This is a genomic window from Microbacterium sp. 10L49 (assembly GCF_056395125.1).
This window is the reverse complement of record NZ_JBFTIW010000004.1, coordinates 64,498-81,522: the sequence shown is the minus strand read 5'-3', so window position 1 is coordinate 81,522 and position 17,025 is coordinate 64,498. Positions and strand designations below refer to the sequence as shown.

Below are 17,025 nucleotides of genomic sequence, written 5' to 3'. Positions count from 1 at the left end.
ACCGCGCGGGCGCTTCGTCCGCAGCGGTGCAGGATCGACCGCGACGTGAGGAGGGCAATGGCGAACGCGCCGCCCTCCTCACGCCCGCGCGCTACTGGATGCCCTCGCGGAGCAGGCGCCACTGCTGCTGCGCCGATCCGTCCGCGGTCCGCTGCTGCGCGTATGCTCCGTCCGCCGTCGATCCACCTGCGATCTCCAGCGGCTTCCCCGAATTGGCGTTGGTCAGGGTCCAGTAGCCGCCCGACGTGCTCGGCGCCCAGACCTGGGTGGCGTTCCCGGTCGGACCCCATTGGGCGGCGCGCACGCCGTCGGCTGTCTGCGCGCCGGGGATCTCGAGCAGCTTGCCGCTGTTGGCGTTGAGGAGCTGGAGCCCGTTGGGCACCGTGCGCACGTTCCAGACCTGCGTGGCGTTGCCGGTGTCGCCCCACTGCCCCGCCCCTGCCCCGTCGGTCGTCAGCGCACTGGCGATCTCGAGGTACTTGCCGCTGGTGCGGCTCGCGATCCGGAACTGGGGGTCCAGTCCGCCGGCCTGCGCGAGCTGGATCGCATCGAGCTCGGCGTACGAGGTGCCCTTGGCGAACGCGATGGTGTTGGCGCCGGCGTTCAGCGTGACCGGCATCTGCGCCCATCCGTACCGACCCCAGTTGACGGTCGCCGGGTAGTTCAGCGCCGTCGACGAACCGCCGTTCACACGCACGCCGTGCGTCGATGCCGCGCCGGTGCCGTTGTCGTAGCGCACGTTCATGACGTACGAGCCCGCGGTCGGCACGTGCACCGTGAAGGTCACCGTGCTGGTGGCGTTGTTGATGTTGCCGACCTTGCCGCCGTTCGAGGCGTCGGGGTCGGTCACGAGCGACGTGTCCGAGGTGCGCGCGGCCTTCTCCGCCTCGTACTGCTGGGCGTCGAGCGGGATGGATCCCACCCGGATGTCGTTGTACGTGGTCGCCGGGTTCTCGACGTTCGTCGCCTGGTAGAGCGTGCGCCCGTCGACCGAGGAGTCGATGCTCTGCGCGAATCCGCTGAACGTGCCGCCCTCGGCATCGGGTCCGTCGTAGGTGACCGCCATCGGCAGCCGCTCCCAGGGCCCCTCGCCCAGGTTGTAGTTGACGTAGAAGTTCTGCCCGCCGTCGATGGTGCCCGTCGCATCGAGCGACCACTTCGACGCCACGACGACCATGCCCTTCGGGCCTCCCGCGGGCACCCACTTGACGTAGGGCGAGGATCCGATCCCCCGGCCGTTCGCGAGCGCGATCGCCGTGCCGATGCTCGACGTCGGAGCCCAGTTGAGCCCGTCCGGCGAGGTCTTGAAATACACGGGTGCGGTGTTCTTCGTCTGCGAAGGGCGATTCACGACCTCATAGGTGGCGAGGTATCGGCCGTCCGGCAGCTTGGTGACGGTGATCATGCCGGGACGATCCGACTGGTTGGTCGGCGCCGAGACGTTGACGAGGGATCCCCAGGTCTGGCCGCCGTCGGTCGAGCGCCGGTACGAGACCGCCTGCAGCACGCCGCTGGACTTCTGCCGCTCGTCCGAGAAGTAGGCGGCGAGACCGCCCTGCCCGTCGACGATGAGCGACGGCTCCCACACCGTGCTGGTCGTGGACGAGGGCGAAGGGTCGTAGACGGCGGGGCCGCCCGTGTCGATCGTGCTCAGGTACGACCAGGACAGCCCGTGATCGGCGCTTTTGTACACCACGAGGCGACTGCTCGACCGGTCCTCCGGCATGACCATGCCCGCGAGCAGCAACGTGCCCGCGGCGAGCGATCCGGTCGCCTGCGGCACCTCGTAGAGGAACGGCTGCGCGGTCCTCGTCAGGGTGGGGAACGTGGCGCTGGGCACGACGTCCGTCACGTGCGTCCAGGTGGCGCCGTCATCGGTGCTGCGGTAGATCGGATAGACCTGCCTACCTCCGACCAGCACCAGCTGGTCGAACGTCACGATCTGGGTGCCGTTCGCCGTTCCGCTGTTCTTCAGCACGATGTTCTTCGCGTAGGTGGTGCCGGCCGCGCGGCCTCCTTCCGGATTGAAGGAGGTTCCCGCGGCCGGCGAGTACACGAGAGACCCGTTCCCCGTCGTCACCGCCTGTGCGGGTGCGGCGGCGAGCGCTCCGGCGATGAGGGCGGCGGCCGCCGCGATCATCACGATGCGTGCCCGACGTGCGCGGGACCTGTCCCCGAGGGGGGAGATGCTCATGCTCTTTCCTCTCTCCAGCTGACCCGGCCGCGGGCGCGGGCGGGCACGACGATGACTCGCCGTGCGGGCTCAGCCGATCAGAACCTCGGCCCAGGACACGGCCGGAAGCGCGAGGCGCAGGATCGAGCCGTCCCGGGTGAACGGCAACGCGGTCAGGGCGACGCGATCGGGGTCGTCGAGCGTGTTCGCCGCGTCGAGGTCGGCATCGGCGAGCACCCGGGCGGTCACTTCGAGCGCGGACGCGTCGCCGAGCTCCGAGAGGTCGATCGCGAGCTCGGTGGGCGCATCCATGGCGCGGTTCACGGCGTAGACGGCGAACCGGCCCGCTTCCGCGTCGTGCGTGGCGACAGCGTCGACGAGCGCGACCTCGCCGAACCTCTCCGTCGTGTACGTGCCGCTCGTGACGTCGACGTCGAGGGCGACGCCGCGACCGTGCGCGGAGGTGGCCGCGAAGGGGAAGAACGTCGTCTGCCGCCAGGCCGGGCCCCCGGGCTCGGTCATGATCGGCGCGATCACGTTCACCAGCTGGGCGAGCGAGGCGCTCGTGACCCGGTCGGCGTGCTTGAGCAGGGTGATGAGGAGGCTGCCGAAGACGACGGCGTCCGAGACCGTGTACACGTCCTCGAGCAACCGCGGCGCGATCGGCCAGTTGTCGACGCCCGCGATCCGGTCGACCTGCTCGAACCGGGTGTTGTACCAGATGTTCCACTCGTCGAACGAGATGTCGATGCTCTTGTCGCTGCCCTTGACGGCCTTCACGTGGTCCGCGGTGGCGACGACGCTGCGGATGAAATGGTCCATGTCGACGCCCGAGGCGAGGAAGCTGCCGAGGTCGCCGGTGTTCTCGTAGTAGGCATGGCAGGAGATGTAGTCCACGTCGTCGTAGGCGTGGGTGAGCGTGACCCTCTCCCACTCGCCGAACGTGGGCATCGACGAACTGGACGATCCGCACACCACCAGCTCGAGATCCGGATCCACCATCTTCATGGCCTGGGCGGTCTTGGCCGCGAGCGTCCCGTAGGCCTCCGCCGTGCTGTGGCCGACCTGCCAGGGGCCGTCCATCTCGTTGCCGAGGCACCACATGCGCACGTCGAACGGCTGGGTGCGTCCGTTGGCGATGCGCTGCTCGGCCAGGGCGGTTCCGCTGCGGTGGTTCGCGTACTCGAGGAGCTCGAGGGCTTCGGCGGTGCCGCGGGTGCCCAGGTTGACCGCGAGCATCAGCTCGCTGCCGACCTTGTCGAGCCAGCTCTGGAACTCGTGCAGGCCGATCTCGTTCGTCTCAGTGGAGTGCCAGGCGAGGTCGAGGCGGCGCGGGCGCTCCGCGCGCGGACCGACCGAGTCCTCCCATTTGAAGCCCGAGACGAAGTTGCCGCCCGGGTAGCGGATGGCGGAGACGCCGAGCTCCTTCACCAGCTCGATCACATCCGTGCGGAATCCGTCGGCATCTGCGCTCGGGTGCCCGGGCTCGTAGATGCCGTCGTACACGGCGCGGCCGAGATGCTCCAGGAAGGAACCGTAGAGGCGGGGAGCAACGGCGCCGATCACGGCGGAGGGACGGAGGGAGAGGCTTGCCTTGTTCATGCGTGCTTCCGTGAGAAGGGTGAGAGGGGTCAGAGCGAAGCCGCGTCGGCGGCGAAGCGTCGGAATCGGTCCGCGACGGGATTGGCCGCTCGCAGGAGCCCTGCGGGCGACTCGACGAGGTCGTGCAGCCCCATGGTCAGCAGGTGGTCGGCACGGGGCGCATCGGTGTGGCGCCAGGTCCACTCGTACATGTCGAAGAGCGGCCACCAGACGTAGCCGACGACGTCGGCGCCCTCCGCCCGCATGCGGGCGACGAGGCCGAGCGAGTCCTCGAGCCACGCGACGCGCTCCTCGACGGATCCGGTCACGCAGGTCTCGGTGACCATGACGGGCGCCCCGTATCGGCGAGCGAAGGACTCGAGCGCTTCCCGGAGCCCGGCGATGCCGCGGTCGATGCTGGGTCGAGGATCGGCGAAACCGCCGCCGTGGTGCACCCCCGCCTCGAACAGCTCGGTCGAGTGGCGCGGGTAGTAGTTGACGCCCATGACGTCGGGCCGCACTGCGTGGGCGCGGAACCACTCCAGCTCCTCATCCGTGACGGCCGAGGCCAGCCGGTCGCGCAGCGGATGGTCGGCATCGACGCGGCCCGTCACCAGATCCTCCACAAGGTGCACCTGGTGACGCAGGCGCTCGGCCTCCGCACGGTGCTCGGGGGCGTCATCGTCGCCGACGAAGCTCACGGCGGCGTCCACGTGCACGAACACGGCACGCTCCCCGACGACCTCGGCGATCGCACGCTGGCTGCGCACGAAGCCGCGCGCGAGGTTCGCGGCGATCCGGGCGAAGCCCTCGGCGCCCTCCAGGTAGGGCGGCCAGTACCCGTACTCGCCGCAGAACAGCGCGTGGATCACCGGCTCGTTCACCGGCGTGTAGTCGAACACTCGGTCGCCGTAGCGCTCCGCGAACCGGCGCGCGTACTCCTCGACGTGGCGCGGATACGCCGGGTTCGCGAACTGGTCCTCGAGCCAGAGCGGCGTGCCGTAGTGCAGCAGATCCACGATGGGTCGCAGCCCTTGGGCGAGCAGCGCCTCGATCGCGCGATCCGTCCAGGCCCAGTCCCACTCGCCTTCGGCGGGCGCGACGCGATACCAGGGGACGCCCCAGCGCAGCACCGAGGCTCCGACTCCGGCGGCGAGCGCGAAGTCCTCCGCGAAGCGCTCGTAGTGCTCGGTGAGCTCGTATTCGTCGATCGCGCGCTCGCCGGGACGGCTCTGCGGTACGAAGGTGTCCTCGATGCCGAGGCCGAGATGGAGGCGCCCGTCCTGGAACCAGCGGCGCGGTTGCGTCGTCGTCATTTGAGTCCTGTCGTCGCGACGCTCTCGATGAAGCGCCTCTGCATGATGAGGAACATCACGGCCAGCGGGAGCACCGCGATGAGCGCGCCGGCCATCATGGTGCCGTAGGGGATGATCCCGCTCGGACCGGTCAGGAGGGTGAGGCCCGAGGTGATCGTCCCCATCTCCGGCGAAGTCGTGAACACGAGCGGCCAGAGCAGGTCGTTCCAGTTGTTCACGAAGGTGAAGATCGCCAGGGTGAGCATCGCCGGCACCGCGTTGGGTAGCACGATGCTGCGGAAGATCCGGAACTCCCCTGCGCCGTCGATGCGGGCCGCGTTGTCGAGGTCGCGGGGCAGGGAGATGAAGAACTGGCGGAGGAAGAAGATCCCGAACGCGTCGGCGGCGCGGGGGATGATGAGTCCGGCGAACGTGTTCACCCAGCCCAGCTGAGCGACCAGCTGGTAGACCGGGATGAGCGTCGCCTGGAACGGGATCATCAGGCTCGCGACGATCACGACCAGCAGCACCCTGTTGCCGCGGAAGTCGAGACGCGCCAGCGCATAGGCGGCGAGCGAGTCGAAGACGAGGGCGAACACGGTCACCCCGCCTGCGAACAGCAGGCTGTTCAGGAACAGGCGCCCGAAGGGCAGATCGTGGAAGATGCGGGTGAAGTTGTCGAGCGTCCAGGCGCCCGGCAGCAGCGTCGGCGGGTAGGCGTTGATCTCCGCGGCGGGTTTGAAGGCCGTGAAGACGATGACCAGCACCGGCAGCAGCACGAGAGCAGCCAGCACCAGCACAGCCAGGAACAGCAACCAGCGCTCAACGATGCGGCCGAGGCGGCGGCGGGGAGCACGTGCCTGAGATCCGGACACGGTGGCGAGGCGGGTGGCGGATGCGGTGTGCGCGGTCATCAGAGGTTGTCCTTCTCTCGGCGCCCGAAGAAGCGGAACTGCACCAGGCTGAGGATCAGGGTTGCTGCGAGGAGGACGTACGACAACGCGGTCGCGCCACCGAGGTCGAGCTTCTTGAAGCCCTCCTGATAGATCTCCATCACGACCGTCTGCGTCGAGCGGTAGGGGCCTCCCCCGGTCATCACGTAGATCTGGTCGAAGGCCTGAAGAGCGGCGATCATGGCGAACGTCACGACGAACGCCAGGGTGTTGCTGAGTTGCGGGAGGGTCACGTTGGTGAATCGCCGCCAGGCGCCCGCGCCGTCGATCTTGGCGGCCTCGTACAGCGATTCGGGGATCTCCTGCAGGCCGGCGATGAAGATGACCATGTAGAAGCCGAAGCTCTTCCAGATCGCGACGAGCACGACGGCCGGCATCGCGAGGGTCGGATCCTGAAGGACATTGCCGAGCTGGACGCCGATCGAACGCAACCAATGGTTGAGGAGACCGACCTGCGGATCCAGCAGGTAGGTCCATGCGAACGCCGCGACGGCGAGGGAGACGATGAACGGGAGGAAGAAGGCAGTGCGGAAGAAGCCCCGGCCGATGAGCCCCCTGTTGCCGAGGAGCAAGGCCAGCAGAAGCGCGGCGACCAGCGCCGTCGGAGTGAACAGCACGGTGTAGAAGGCCGTATTGCCCAGCGACGACAGGATGCGCGGATCCGTGAAGACGCGCACATAGTTCTCGAGGCCGACCCACTCCTCGACTCCGAAGCCGCTCGCGTTCGTGAACGACAGGCGGAGAGCGGACAGCATCGGCCACCCGACGAAGGCGATGAGGACGACGAGGGCGGGGAGCAGGAAGAGGAGTGCGATCGGGCTGCGCCGCGCAGTCCGGGGGCGGCCGCCGAGAGGAGCCGGCGGACGGTAGGCGCGTCTGCGCACGACGGGGCGGGTGGGAGAGGTCATGATCGCTTTCGTGGGCCGGACGGCCGCCTGCGGGCGGCCGTCCGGAGTGGGTCATTTGCCGAGCGTCTGAGCAACCTGCGCAGAGGCAGACTTGAGGAGGGCCGAGGGATCGCCGCCGGTCAGAGACTTCTGCGTGGCTTCGTCGACCGCGGCGAGCACGTCGGTGCTGTCGGCGACGCCGGGCAGGAGCGGGCGGGCCGTACCGGCGAGCTCGGTGAGGGACGCGACCACCGGGTTCGACGAGACGGCCGAAGACGGGATGTCGGAGCGCAGCGGCGGCCAGCCGGATCCCAGCGACCACTTCGTCGCCACGTCTTTCGTGAAGAAGTAGGCGAAGAACTTCTCGGCTGCCGCCTTCTTGGCGGGATCCGCCTGCGCCGTCACGGCGGCGGAGATGCCGATCGCCGACACGGCATCGGCCTTCGGGCCGGCGGGGACGCCGGCGATGCCGTAGTCGATCTTGTTCTCCGTGGCCACGGAAGCCATCCACGGACCTCCGACCTCCATGGCCGCCTTGCCGGACGAGAACAGCTTGTCGGCGGCGACGCCGTCGAGACCGGTCGGAGAGATCTTGCCGTCCTTCACCGCGGTTGCCCAGTAGGAGAGTGTTTCGGCGTTCGCGCTCGAGTCGAGCACGGACTTCCCGTTGTCCACGATCCCGCCGCCGTTGCCGTAGAACAGGGTGGGCCACACGCCGTTTCCGACGGTGGCGTGATCGGGCAGCGCGAGGCCGTACTGCTCTGGCGTGCCGTCACCGTCGGCGTCGACCGTGAGCTTCTTGGCGTCGGCGACCCATTCGTCCCACGACTTCGGGAAGGACGTGATGCCGGCCTTGTCGAAGAGGGCCTTGTTGTAGATGACCGAGAGCGGCACGAAGCCGGTGGGGATTCCGTAGTACGAGCCGTCGACCTTCTCCATCTCGACCGCGCTCTTGTTGAGCGAGGCACTTGTCACGGCGTCGCTCGCATAGAAGTCGTCGAGCTTGGCGAATGCTCCCTTGCCGGCGTAGACCGGAAGGTTCTCCGCGGGCAGAGCGACGATGTCCGGCCCGGTCTTGGCGGACAGCGCGGGCAGCAGGGTGTCGCCGATGACGGCCCAGGTCTTGGTCTCGGTCTTGATCGTGATGCCCTTCTGGGACTTGTTGAAGTCCTGGACGATCTGGTCGAGCACCTTGCCGTCGGCCTCGGTGTAGCCGTGCCAGAAGGTGAGCGTCACGGGTGCCGAGGAAGCGGATCCGGTTGATCCGGAGCACCCGGTCAACGCTGCGGTGACGCCGGCGGCGACCACGGCGGCCGCAAGCAGTTTCTTCATTGAATGCCTCTCGTGATTCCGATCGCCTCTGATCGGTCGGGTTTACAACGTTGTACTTCAACGTTGTAAACCCGAGTTTAGACACGCGGATCTGGTACGTCAACGCCTGCTTGTCACGACTTCGACACGACGGGATCACCCGCGGCGCTGCGGCCCTCCTTCGCGACGTTCCGGCACAGCTGAGCGGCGTGATGCCTAAGCGATAACGGCGCCAGTGGCTACCGGCGGGAAGGCACGGCCGGGTTGAGCCGGTTCAGCGCGGTGAACATCGGATCGAACGTGCGGAGCTGCGTGAAGAGGACCAATGACCGATGACCCGATGCTCGAAGGACGCAGGTGGCGGGAGTGCCCAGGAACCTGCCCGCACCGGTGATCGCGCTCACAGGCAACGCACCGCTGGCGAACGGTGCTTTCCACCGCAGCGTCTCACCGACGAGCTCGACTCGATACGCAGTTCGGAACAGCCACCAGTAGATGTTCCATCCGAGGGCACCGAACCAGAGCGCGAGGAACCACAACGGCGGCCCGGCGTGACCGGTCGCTGTCCGTACCAGGATGAACACGCCCGCGACGACGAGGATCGACATGATGAGCAGTTGGAACCCCACCCACACGACCGGCAGCGACCAAGTCTGGATCCCGGTCGCCTCGTCCCGTTCATCGCGCGTCATGGCTCCCCCTCTGGAGTGCTGTCGGCTGACAGTACCAACGCGCGGCGACGCCCGCTGCTAACTGAGCTCGCACAGTTCCGCCGTCCGATCTCCACCCGCGTCCCCGGTGTTGAGCGTCCCCTGGGGCTCGAACAGGATCGCCTGGACTTCTCCCTCTGCCTTCGGGCAGTGTTCGACGCCCCGCGGCACGACGAAGAGGTCGTTCGGGTTCAACACGACATCCCGATCTCGGAGCTGGATCGTGAGCTGTCCACTCACCACCATGAAGAGCTCATCGGTCTCGGGGTGCGTGTGCCAGACGAACTCGCCCTGCAGCTTGACCACCTTGAGGTCGTAGTCGTTGATGCTCGCGAGTCGATCCGGCTGCCAATGCTCGCCGATCGTAGAGAGCGCTCATCGTCGGATGGTTCGCCGCCCGCAAGAGGATCCTCGCCGCGGCGCGCGAACGCGAGGGCTTCGCCCGGGGCGGGATCCGTCAGGTCACGGCGGCCGCGTCACTCCAGCCGTGTGATGTCGACCGAGACGAACAGCTCCGACGCGCCGGATCCGGCGTAGACCCCGCGAAGAGGCGCGATGTCGGAATAGTCGCGGCCGACACCCACGAACACATGCGACGGGCCGATCTCGACGAGGTTGGTGGGGTCGTACCCGCACCACCGGCCCGAGAACCACTCCACCCAGGCGTGCGACTCGCCCACGACGGTCTCCCCCACCTTCGGATCCGCGTCCGGATGCAGATAGCCCGAAACGTACCGGGACGGAATGCCTGCGGCGCGGAGCATCCCGAGCGTCACATGAGCGATGTCCTGGCAGACCCCTGCGCGCGCGGGCCATGCGTCGCGGGCCGTCGAGTTCACGCCCGTCACCCCGCGGCGGTAGGTCATCGCCTCGCCGACGATCCGGCAGATGGCCGTCGCCGCGTCATCGATGCCGTCGTGCGAGGCCCCGGTCTCGGCCGCGATTTCGCGCATCTGCTCGTCCGGATCGGTGGCGTGCGTCTGGATCAGCATCTCCGCGACGTCGAGCGACGTCGCCGCGGCGTGCGCGATCTGCGCCCAGCCGATCTCCCGGCCCCGGGCAGGAACCGTCCGCGTCTCGACGATGCTCGTCGCCACGACGGAGAGCTCTTCGTGCGGAGTGAGCACCTCGAAGGCCGTCACCGGAGTTCCCCAATGGTCGTTGTAGGTGTTCGGATGCGTCGCCGGTTGAGTCTCGACGCGGGCCTGCAGCACGAGCTGACGATCCTGCGTGCGCGGCAGCATGCGGGCCTCGTTGTACGAGGCTGTCGCGGGCGAGGCGTACTGGAAGCCGGTGCGGTGCACGATCCTGAGCCTGGTCATAGCGTCTCCTCGGTCCAGACGGGTGCGGCGATCGATGGGAAGTACTGGTCCTGCACGGCGTTGCTGATCGTGGAGACGCTCTCCTGCACGTGATGCATGCTGCTCTCCAGCACGAGCACGAGATCCGCCACGGGACGGTACTCCAGATCCGATCGGAGTCGTCCGATCGCCCGTCCCACGGCGTCGGGTGGCAGCAGCGGCGAACTCTGTCCGATGCGCTGCAGGCTCTCCTCGGCGCGGATCACGCTCGACAGCACCGATCGCGGGAAATGCCGGTCGACCAGGAGGAACTCCGTCGCCGAGGTCGCGGTCGGCATGGACCGATGCACCCGTAGATGGGCGTCGTACGCATCGCAGCTGCGCAGCAGCGTCATCCAGTTGATCGCACCCCCGCCGTCGGTGCGCGCGGCGGAGACCAGCAGCCGCGCGGTCATGTCGGCGGCCTCCAGCGCACGCCCGAGCACGAAGAAGTACCAGGCCTCATCACGGCTCATCGACGTCTCGGCGACGCCATAGGTCAGCGCCGCGCGCTCGCGCACCCATTGGAAGAAGGAGTGGGACCGCTCGAAGTCGACGCGCAGCGGCAGGCGGGCGTTGGTCGTGTTCAACACCTCCCAGAGGTCCTGGGAGATCACCTCGCGGGCGCGGCGGGCTTTCTCACGGGCGGAGGACAGCGAATGCGCGACGGAGATGGCCCTGGTCCGATCCGTCGCGAGCGCGCGGAGCGCGTCACCGCGACGCGGGTTGCCCCCGGCCGCATCCGGCATGCCCATGACGGACAGCACGGTGCGGCACACCGACTCCTCGTCGGCCCACGGATCCTCGAGCAGCAGCTGCAGGTGCACGTCGAGGATGCGCGCGGTGCCGTTAGCGCGTTCGACATATCGCCCGATCCAGAACAGCGCCTCGGCGATCCGGCTCAGCATGATGCCTCCTCCTGCCGCTGTTGCTGTTGTTGTTGCTGCTGCTGCTGCTGCTGCTGCTGCGGATCATCCAGCGGCGGCACCGGCAGCGGCAGGACCGCTGCCCCGGAGAGCCCGGCAGCGGTCGGCGCGGCGACCCTGGCGGCGCGGATCGTCGCCGACGCCCGCGGCATCGCCGGATCCTCCAGCACCCAGGTGTCCTTCGAGCCGCCGCCCTGGCTCGAGTTCACGACGAGCTGCCCCTCCGGGAGCGCCACGCGGGTGAGGCCGCCCGGCAGCACCCAGATGTCCTCACCGTCGTTGACCGCGAACGGTCGGAGATCGGAGTGCCGGGGTCGGAAGCCGTCGTCCACGAGCGTGGGGATCGTGGACAGCTGCACGACCGGTTGCGCGATCCACCCTCGCGGATCGGCGGCGAGCGTCTTCCGCGCCGCATCGAGCTCGGCACGCGACGCGGCGGGACCCATGATCAGACCCTTGCCCCCGGACCCGTCGACCGGCTTCACGACCAGTTCGTCCAGCCGGTCGAGCACCTCTTCGAGGGCGCCAGGATCCTCCAGCCGCCAGGTGTCGACGTTCGCCAGGATCGGCTCCTCGGAGAGGTAATAGCGGATCAGGTCGGGCACGTAGGTGTAGACGAGCTTGTCGTCGGCGACGCCGTTGCCCACCGCGTTCGCGATCGTGACGTTGCCGAGCCGGGCCGCGTTCAGGATCCCGGCCGCCCCCAGCATCGAGTCGGGGCGGAACTGCTGCGGATCCAGGTACTCGTCATCCACACGGCGGTAGATCACGTCCACCCGGCGCGGGCCGGTGGTGGTGTGCATCCAGACCCGCCCGCCGGAGCAGAACAGATCGCGGCCCTCCACCAGCTCGACGCCCATCAGCCGCGCCAGCAGCGTGTGCTCGTAGTACGCCGAGTTGAACACGCCAGGTGTGAGCACCACGACCGTCGGATCGTCGGCGGCCGACGGAGCCGCCGCGCGCAGGGCGCCGAGCAGGCGGTTCGGATAGTCGACCACGGGCAGCACGCGCATGTCCGCGAACATCTCCGGCACCATCTGCGCCAGCGCCCGCCGGTTGGCGAGCACGTAGCTCACCCCGCTCGGCACCCGGACGTTGTCCTCCAGCACGCGCCACCCACCCGACTCGTCCCGGATGACGTCGATCCCGGCGACCTGGATCCGCACTCCGTTCGCGGCCACGATCCCCGCCGCCTGCCGGTGGAAGTGGCTCGAGGAGGCGATCAGCGGAGCCGGCACCACGCCGTCCGTGACGCACCGGCGTGCGCCGTACACGTCTGCGAGAAACGCCTCCAGCGCCCGCACCCGCTGCGCGACGCCGAGGTCGACCTCGCGCCACTCGTCGGACGCGATCACCCGGGGGACGACGTCGAGCGGGAACGGACGCTCCTCGCCGGCGAAGTCGAAGGTCACACCCTGTGACAGATACGCCCCGGCGAGCGCCTCGACCCGTCCTTGGAGATCGTCCGCCGACATGTCGCTGAGGGCACGGTGGATGGATCGGTACGGATCCCTGGCGGCGAGTTCCGCGCCCGCATCGTGCGCGTCGAACATCTCATCCCAGGGCGAACCGGATCGGGATCCCGCGATCTGTCGACTCCAGTAGCCGGCGAAGGACGTTTCCATGACTGGACCTTTCCACCCGCGCATTTCGCGGGGATTTCCGGCGGAAGTCCGCGATGCAACATGGCGAGCGCGCTCCGGGGCGGTCCGCCGCACGGATCCGGCCGGCCACCTCGTCCGCAAATCAGGCACCCTGACTGTTGAAAGTTGGTAAGTGTGCGGATTTCATCGTGATGCACCCGTAACAGATACGTAATTCGTTGCTATTGCGCGGACATTGACTCGAAACCGTATCCCGCATACGGTTCTGTTCATGTCAACAACACCCATCCAGCTGGAACGCCCCGAAGGCAAGGGGCTGGCGGCCGGAACGCTGGGCCTCTGGGGCTCGACCGTCATCGGCCTGGCGTCCACGGCACCGGTGTACTCCCTCGTCGCCTCCCTCGGATGGGTGGTCATCGCGGTCGGAGCCCAGGCGCCCATCGCGTTCGTGCTCGCCTTCGTGCCGATGCTTCTGATCGCCTTCGCCTATCGGGAGCTGAACAACGCGGTTCCCGACTGCGGCACCACCTTCACCTGGGCCACCAAGGCATTCGGTCCCTGGGTGGGCTGGATGGGCGGCTGGGGCGTCGCGGTCGCCGGCATGGTCGTCCTCGCCAACCTCGCGCAGATCGCCTCCGTGTACTTCTGGTCCCTGATCGGCTTCGATCTCGAGAACAGCGACTGGCGCGTCATCCTCGCCGCGGTCGTCTTCATCGCCGCGATGACCTGGGTCAGCTGGCGCGGCGTCGAGATCGGCGAGCGCATCCAGAACGTGCTGCTCGGCATCCAGTACCTCGCTCTCGTCGTCTTCATCGTCGCCGTCTTCTGGCAGATCGCCAGCGGCAACGCTCCGCACGCGATCGACTTCTCCTGGGAGTGGATGAACCCGTTCGCGTTCACCTCGTGGTCGGGATTCACCGAGGCGATCCTCCTCGCCCTCTTCATCTACTGGGGATGGGACACCTGCCTGGCCCTGAACGAGGAGACGAAGGATCCGAAGCGCATCCCCGGCCGGGCCGCGCTGCTGACCTGCGTCATCCTGCTCCTCACCTATGTCGCGGTGACGATCGCCGCCATGATGTACGCGGGTCTCGGCAAGACCGGGACCGGCCTCGGCAACGAGGAGCACGCGGATGACTTCTTCCTCGCGATCAAGGACGGGCTGCTCGGCCCGTTCGGCTGGGTGCTGGTGGTGGCCGTCATCATCTCGGCGATCTCCTCCACACAGACCACGATCCTCCCGACCGCCCGGGGAACGCTCGCGATGGGCGTCTATCGCGCACTTCCCGCGAGGTTCAAGGAGGTGCACCCGGTCTACAAGACCCCGTCGTTCTCGACGATCATCATGGGCATCGTCGCGGTCGCGTACTACGTCGGCATGACGCTGATCAGCGACAACATCCTGCAGGACTCGATCCTCTCGCTCGGCCTGGCCATCGCGTTCTACTACGCGATCACCGGCTTCGCGTGCGTCTGGTACTTCCGCAGGGACATCTTCACCTCGCCGCGCAGCTTCTTCTTCAAGGGACTGTTCCCCCTGCTCGGCGGGCTCATGCTCGCGGCCGCCTTCGTGCAGTCGGCGATCGACATGTGGGATGTCGATTACGGCTACTCGGTGCTCTTCGGCATCGGCGGCACCTTCGTGGTCGGCATCGGCTCGCTCGCTATCGGACTCGTGCTGATGTTCGTCTGGTACCTGTTCCCCCGATCGAAGAGGTTCTTCCAGGGCGAGAGCCTGAATGTCGACACCCAGGTCATGGTCCCGGAGAACCCGACCGAGTTCCCCCGGTCGATCGACGGAGGCATCTGAGGCCGGAGCTCCCAGAACGGGACTTCGAGCCGGGTTTCTCGGAACGCGACTTAACAGGATCGCAACACGGCTGACATCGTCGGCGGCTCCCGGGGGAACAGGATGGGCCCACGAGCGGCGCGGGCTCACCTGCACCGCTCGCTCCGTGTCCATCCCCCGACGAACGGATCCGCATGACCATCGAAATGACCCGCCCCGAGGACGCCGGCCCCACAACGACGGGCGAGGGCGGTGAGACGACCGATGCGCGCGCCGCGACCAAGGAGAGCCTCGAGGACTACACGCTGCGCTTCGCGCCGCGCAGCTACCGCAAATGGGCGCCCGGCGTCGTCGCGACCAGCGCCCTGGGCGGAATCGCCTACCTCGCCGACTTCTCGATCGGCGCCAACATCGGCATCACGCACGGCACCGTGAATGCGCTGCTGGGCATCGCCGTCGCCGCCGTGGTGATCTTCGTGACCGGCATCCCGCTCGCGTACTACGCCGCGCGCTACAACCTCGATCTCGACCTCATCACCCGCGGATCCGGTTTCGGATACTACGGATCCGTCATCACCAACGTGATCTTCGCGACCTTCACCTTCATCTTCTTCGCCCTCGAGGGCTCGATCATGGCGCAGGGCCTTCAGCTCGGCCTCGGGATCCCGCTGTGGGCGGGCTATTTCGTGTCCACCGTCATGGTGATCCCGCTGGTGATCTACGGCATGAAGGCGCTGTCCAAGCTGCAGGTGTGGACGACACCGCTGTGGCTGGTGCTCATGGTGCTGCCCTTCGCATACCTGGTGATCACGCACCCGTCCTCGGTCGGCGACTTCTTCTCGTTCCACGGCCAGGGCGACGGATCCGTGTCCTTCTCGTCCGTCATGCTCGCCGCCGGCGTGTGCCTGTCGCTGATCGGGCAGATCGCCGAGCAGATCGACTACCTCCGGTTCATGCCTCCGAAGACGTCGGCGAACCGGCGCCGCTGGTGGGCCGCTGTGATCATCGCCGGTCCGGGATGGGTCGTGTTCGGCGCGATCAAGCAGGCCGTCGGTCTGTTTCTCGCGGTCTACCTGATCTCGACGCTGGATCCGCATGCGTCTGCGAGCGCGAACGAGCCGGTGCACCAGTTCCTCGGCATCTACCAGCAGATGGTGCCCGGATGGCTGGCCATGACGCTCGCCGTGGTGCTCGTGGTGATCTCGCAGATCAAGATCAACGTCACGAACGCGTACTCCGGATCGCTCGCGTGGACGAACGCATACACCCGCATCACGAAGAGTTATCCCGGACGCGTGGTCTTCGTCGTCGTGAACGTGGCCATCGCGCTCGTGCTGATGGAGGCCAACATGTTCGCCTTCCTCAACACCGTGCTCGGGTTCTACGCCAACCTCGGCATGGCGTGGATCGTCACGGTCGCGACCGACATCGCGATCAACAAGTACGTCCTGAAGCTCTCGCCGAAGCAGCCAGAGTTCCGCCGCGGCATGCTCTACGCCTGGAACCCGGTCGGGATCGTCGCCCTGCTGCTGAGCGGCGGCATCTCCATCGCGATGTTCTTCGGTGCGTTCGGACCGGCCGTGCAGCCTTTCTCACCCGTGTTCGCCGTGCTGATCGCGTTCGTCGCGACCCCGGTCATGGCGATCCTCACTCGCGGCCGCTACTACCTGCGCCGCACGGACGACGGCATCGACCTGCCCCTGCTCGATGCGGACGGCAACCCGAGCGCGGAGAAGCTGCTCGACGTCGCCACCGGCATCTCCTTCGAACGGCCGGACATGCTCGCCGCGGCAGTGCCGGGCCCGAATGGCGAGAAGCAGTACATCTCGTCGCTGTCGCTCGCGACCGACCGCACCGGGGAGCACGTACTGCCGGCCCAGTGACCCCGGCGATAGATGCGGGGTGCGCGGTTGTCTCCGCGCACCCCGCATCCGTCTGCAGCGCGAGTGATCACGCCGAATGCCGCGGAGGCCCCGGCGAAGCCCCAGGGCGATTCCGTTCGTGTCCGAGGGGATGCCTAGTCTCGACGCATGGCCACGCTCGATGATCTGCGACGTGTCGCCGCCCGCCTGCGCGGCAGCGAGGAGCGCGCGATGACCGGCGGTGCTGCCTGGTTCGTCCGCAACAAGCTCTTCGCGTGGGAGTGCTCGCCGTGGCCGAGCATCCCGGAAGACCTCCGTGAGGTCATCGCGTCGGAGCTTGTGGTCGGCGTGAAGGTCGCCGACGCGCTCGATGCGCTCGCGTTGCGGGAAATGGCGCCGGACGTGTTCCTCCGCCAGACGACACGGTGGGGCGAGCCGAAGATCGCGTTCCGGATGCGGGCGATCGACGACGATCATCTCGCCGAACTCGTGACCGAGGCATGGCGGGTGCAGGCGCCCCAGTACCTGCGCCGGGAGTTCGACGACGGGTAGATCCTCGTCAGAAAGAGGGCGGCGGGAGGAAACCCTGAAGAT

Annotated in this window: 14 protein-coding genes; 3 read left to right on the top strand and 11 right to left on the bottom strand. The window is 67.7% G+C overall.

What is annotated here, in order from left to right; all coding sequences use genetic code 11:
* Nucleotides 1-91: 91 nt before the first annotated feature.
* From AC1DCT_RS13430 to AC1DCT_RS13380, 11 genes are all read right to left on the bottom strand, one after another.
* A complete protein-coding gene (locus AC1DCT_RS13430; protein WP_477429776.1) occupies nt 92-2,194 on the bottom strand; it encodes an RICIN domain-containing protein in 2,103 nt (700 codons plus the stop codon).
* Nucleotides 2,195-2,263: 69 nt separating this feature from the next.
* The gene (gene arfA, locus AC1DCT_RS13425) at nt 2,264-3,775 is read right to left on the bottom strand and encodes an arabinosylfuranosidase ArfA (RefSeq protein WP_441975490.1); all 1,512 of its coding nucleotides are present in this window, start codon (nt 3,773-3,775) and stop codon (nt 2,264-2,266) included.
* A 29-nt stretch (nt 3,776-3,804) separates the two neighbouring features.
* Entirely contained in the window at nt 3,805-5,070 is a 1,266-nt protein-coding gene (locus tag AC1DCT_RS13420; RefSeq protein ID WP_477429774.1) for a family 1 glycosylhydrolase, read from the bottom strand.
* The gene (locus AC1DCT_RS13415; protein WP_477429772.1) at nt 5,067-5,963 is read right to left on the bottom strand and encodes a carbohydrate ABC transporter permease; all 897 of its coding nucleotides are present in this window, start codon (nt 5,961-5,963) and stop codon (nt 5,067-5,069) included. The genes AC1DCT_RS13420 and AC1DCT_RS13415 overlap by 4 nt, the downstream gene beginning before the upstream one ends.
* Nucleotides 5,963-6,910, bottom strand: a complete 948-nt coding sequence (locus tag AC1DCT_RS13410) for a carbohydrate ABC transporter permease (RefSeq protein ID WP_441975487.1) — start codon at nt 6,908-6,910, stop codon at nt 5,963-5,965. Before AC1DCT_RS13410 ends, AC1DCT_RS13415 begins: the two co-directional genes overlap by 1 nt.
* Before the next feature lie 51 nt (nt 6,911-6,961).
* Nucleotides 6,962-8,221, bottom strand: a complete 1,260-nt coding sequence (locus AC1DCT_RS13405; RefSeq protein ID WP_477429770.1) for an ABC transporter substrate-binding protein — start codon at nt 8,219-8,221, stop codon at nt 6,962-6,964.
* A gap of 218 nt (nt 8,222-8,439) precedes the next feature.
* Nucleotides 8,440-8,892, bottom strand: a complete 453-nt coding sequence (locus AC1DCT_RS13400) for a hypothetical protein (RefSeq protein ID WP_441975485.1) — start codon at nt 8,890-8,892, stop codon at nt 8,440-8,442.
* A gap of 57 nt (nt 8,893-8,949) precedes the next feature.
* Nucleotides 8,950-9,216, bottom strand: a complete 267-nt coding sequence (locus tag AC1DCT_RS13395; RefSeq protein WP_441975484.1) for a cupin domain-containing protein — start codon at nt 9,214-9,216, stop codon at nt 8,950-8,952.
* Between the two features lie 170 nt (nt 9,217-9,386).
* Nucleotides 9,387-10,232 carry a transglutaminase family protein gene (locus AC1DCT_RS13390; RefSeq protein WP_477429768.1) on the bottom strand — a complete coding sequence of 282 codons (846 nt, stop codon included), beginning with the start codon at nt 10,230-10,232 and terminating at the stop codon, nt 9,387-9,389.
* A complete protein-coding gene (locus AC1DCT_RS13385) occupies nt 10,229-11,158 on the bottom strand; it encodes an alpha-E domain-containing protein (RefSeq protein WP_477429766.1) in 930 nt (309 codons plus the stop codon). Before AC1DCT_RS13385 ends, AC1DCT_RS13390 begins: the two co-directional genes overlap by 4 nt.
* The gene (locus AC1DCT_RS13380; protein ID WP_477429764.1) at nt 11,152-12,801 is read right to left on the bottom strand and encodes a circularly permuted type 2 ATP-grasp protein; all 1,650 of its coding nucleotides are present in this window, start codon (nt 12,799-12,801) and stop codon (nt 11,152-11,154) included. Before AC1DCT_RS13380 ends, AC1DCT_RS13385 begins: the two co-directional genes overlap by 7 nt.
* Before the next feature lie 250 nt (nt 12,802-13,051).
* On the opposite strand from AC1DCT_RS13380, the gene AC1DCT_RS13375 reads away from it, so the two are divergent.
* The 3 genes from AC1DCT_RS13375 to AC1DCT_RS13365 all read left to right on the top strand — a co-directional run bounded on the left by AC1DCT_RS13375 (nt 13,052) and on the right by AC1DCT_RS13365 (nt 16,983).
* Nucleotides 13,052-14,590, top strand: a complete 1,539-nt coding sequence (locus AC1DCT_RS13375; protein ID WP_477230526.1) for an APC family permease — start codon at nt 13,052-13,054, stop codon at nt 14,588-14,590.
* 185 nt (nt 14,591-14,775) lie between these two features.
* Nucleotides 14,776-16,452 (top strand): purine-cytosine permease family protein, encoded by a 1,677-nt coding sequence (locus AC1DCT_RS13370; RefSeq protein WP_477430497.1) that lies wholly within the window; start codon nt 14,776-14,778, stop codon nt 16,450-16,452.
* 147 nt (nt 16,453-16,599) lie between these two features.
* Nucleotides 16,600-16,983, top strand: a complete 384-nt coding sequence (locus AC1DCT_RS13365; RefSeq protein ID WP_477429762.1) for an MmcQ/YjbR family DNA-binding protein — start codon at nt 16,600-16,602, stop codon at nt 16,981-16,983.
* Nucleotides 16,984-17,025 lie beyond the last annotated feature (42 nt).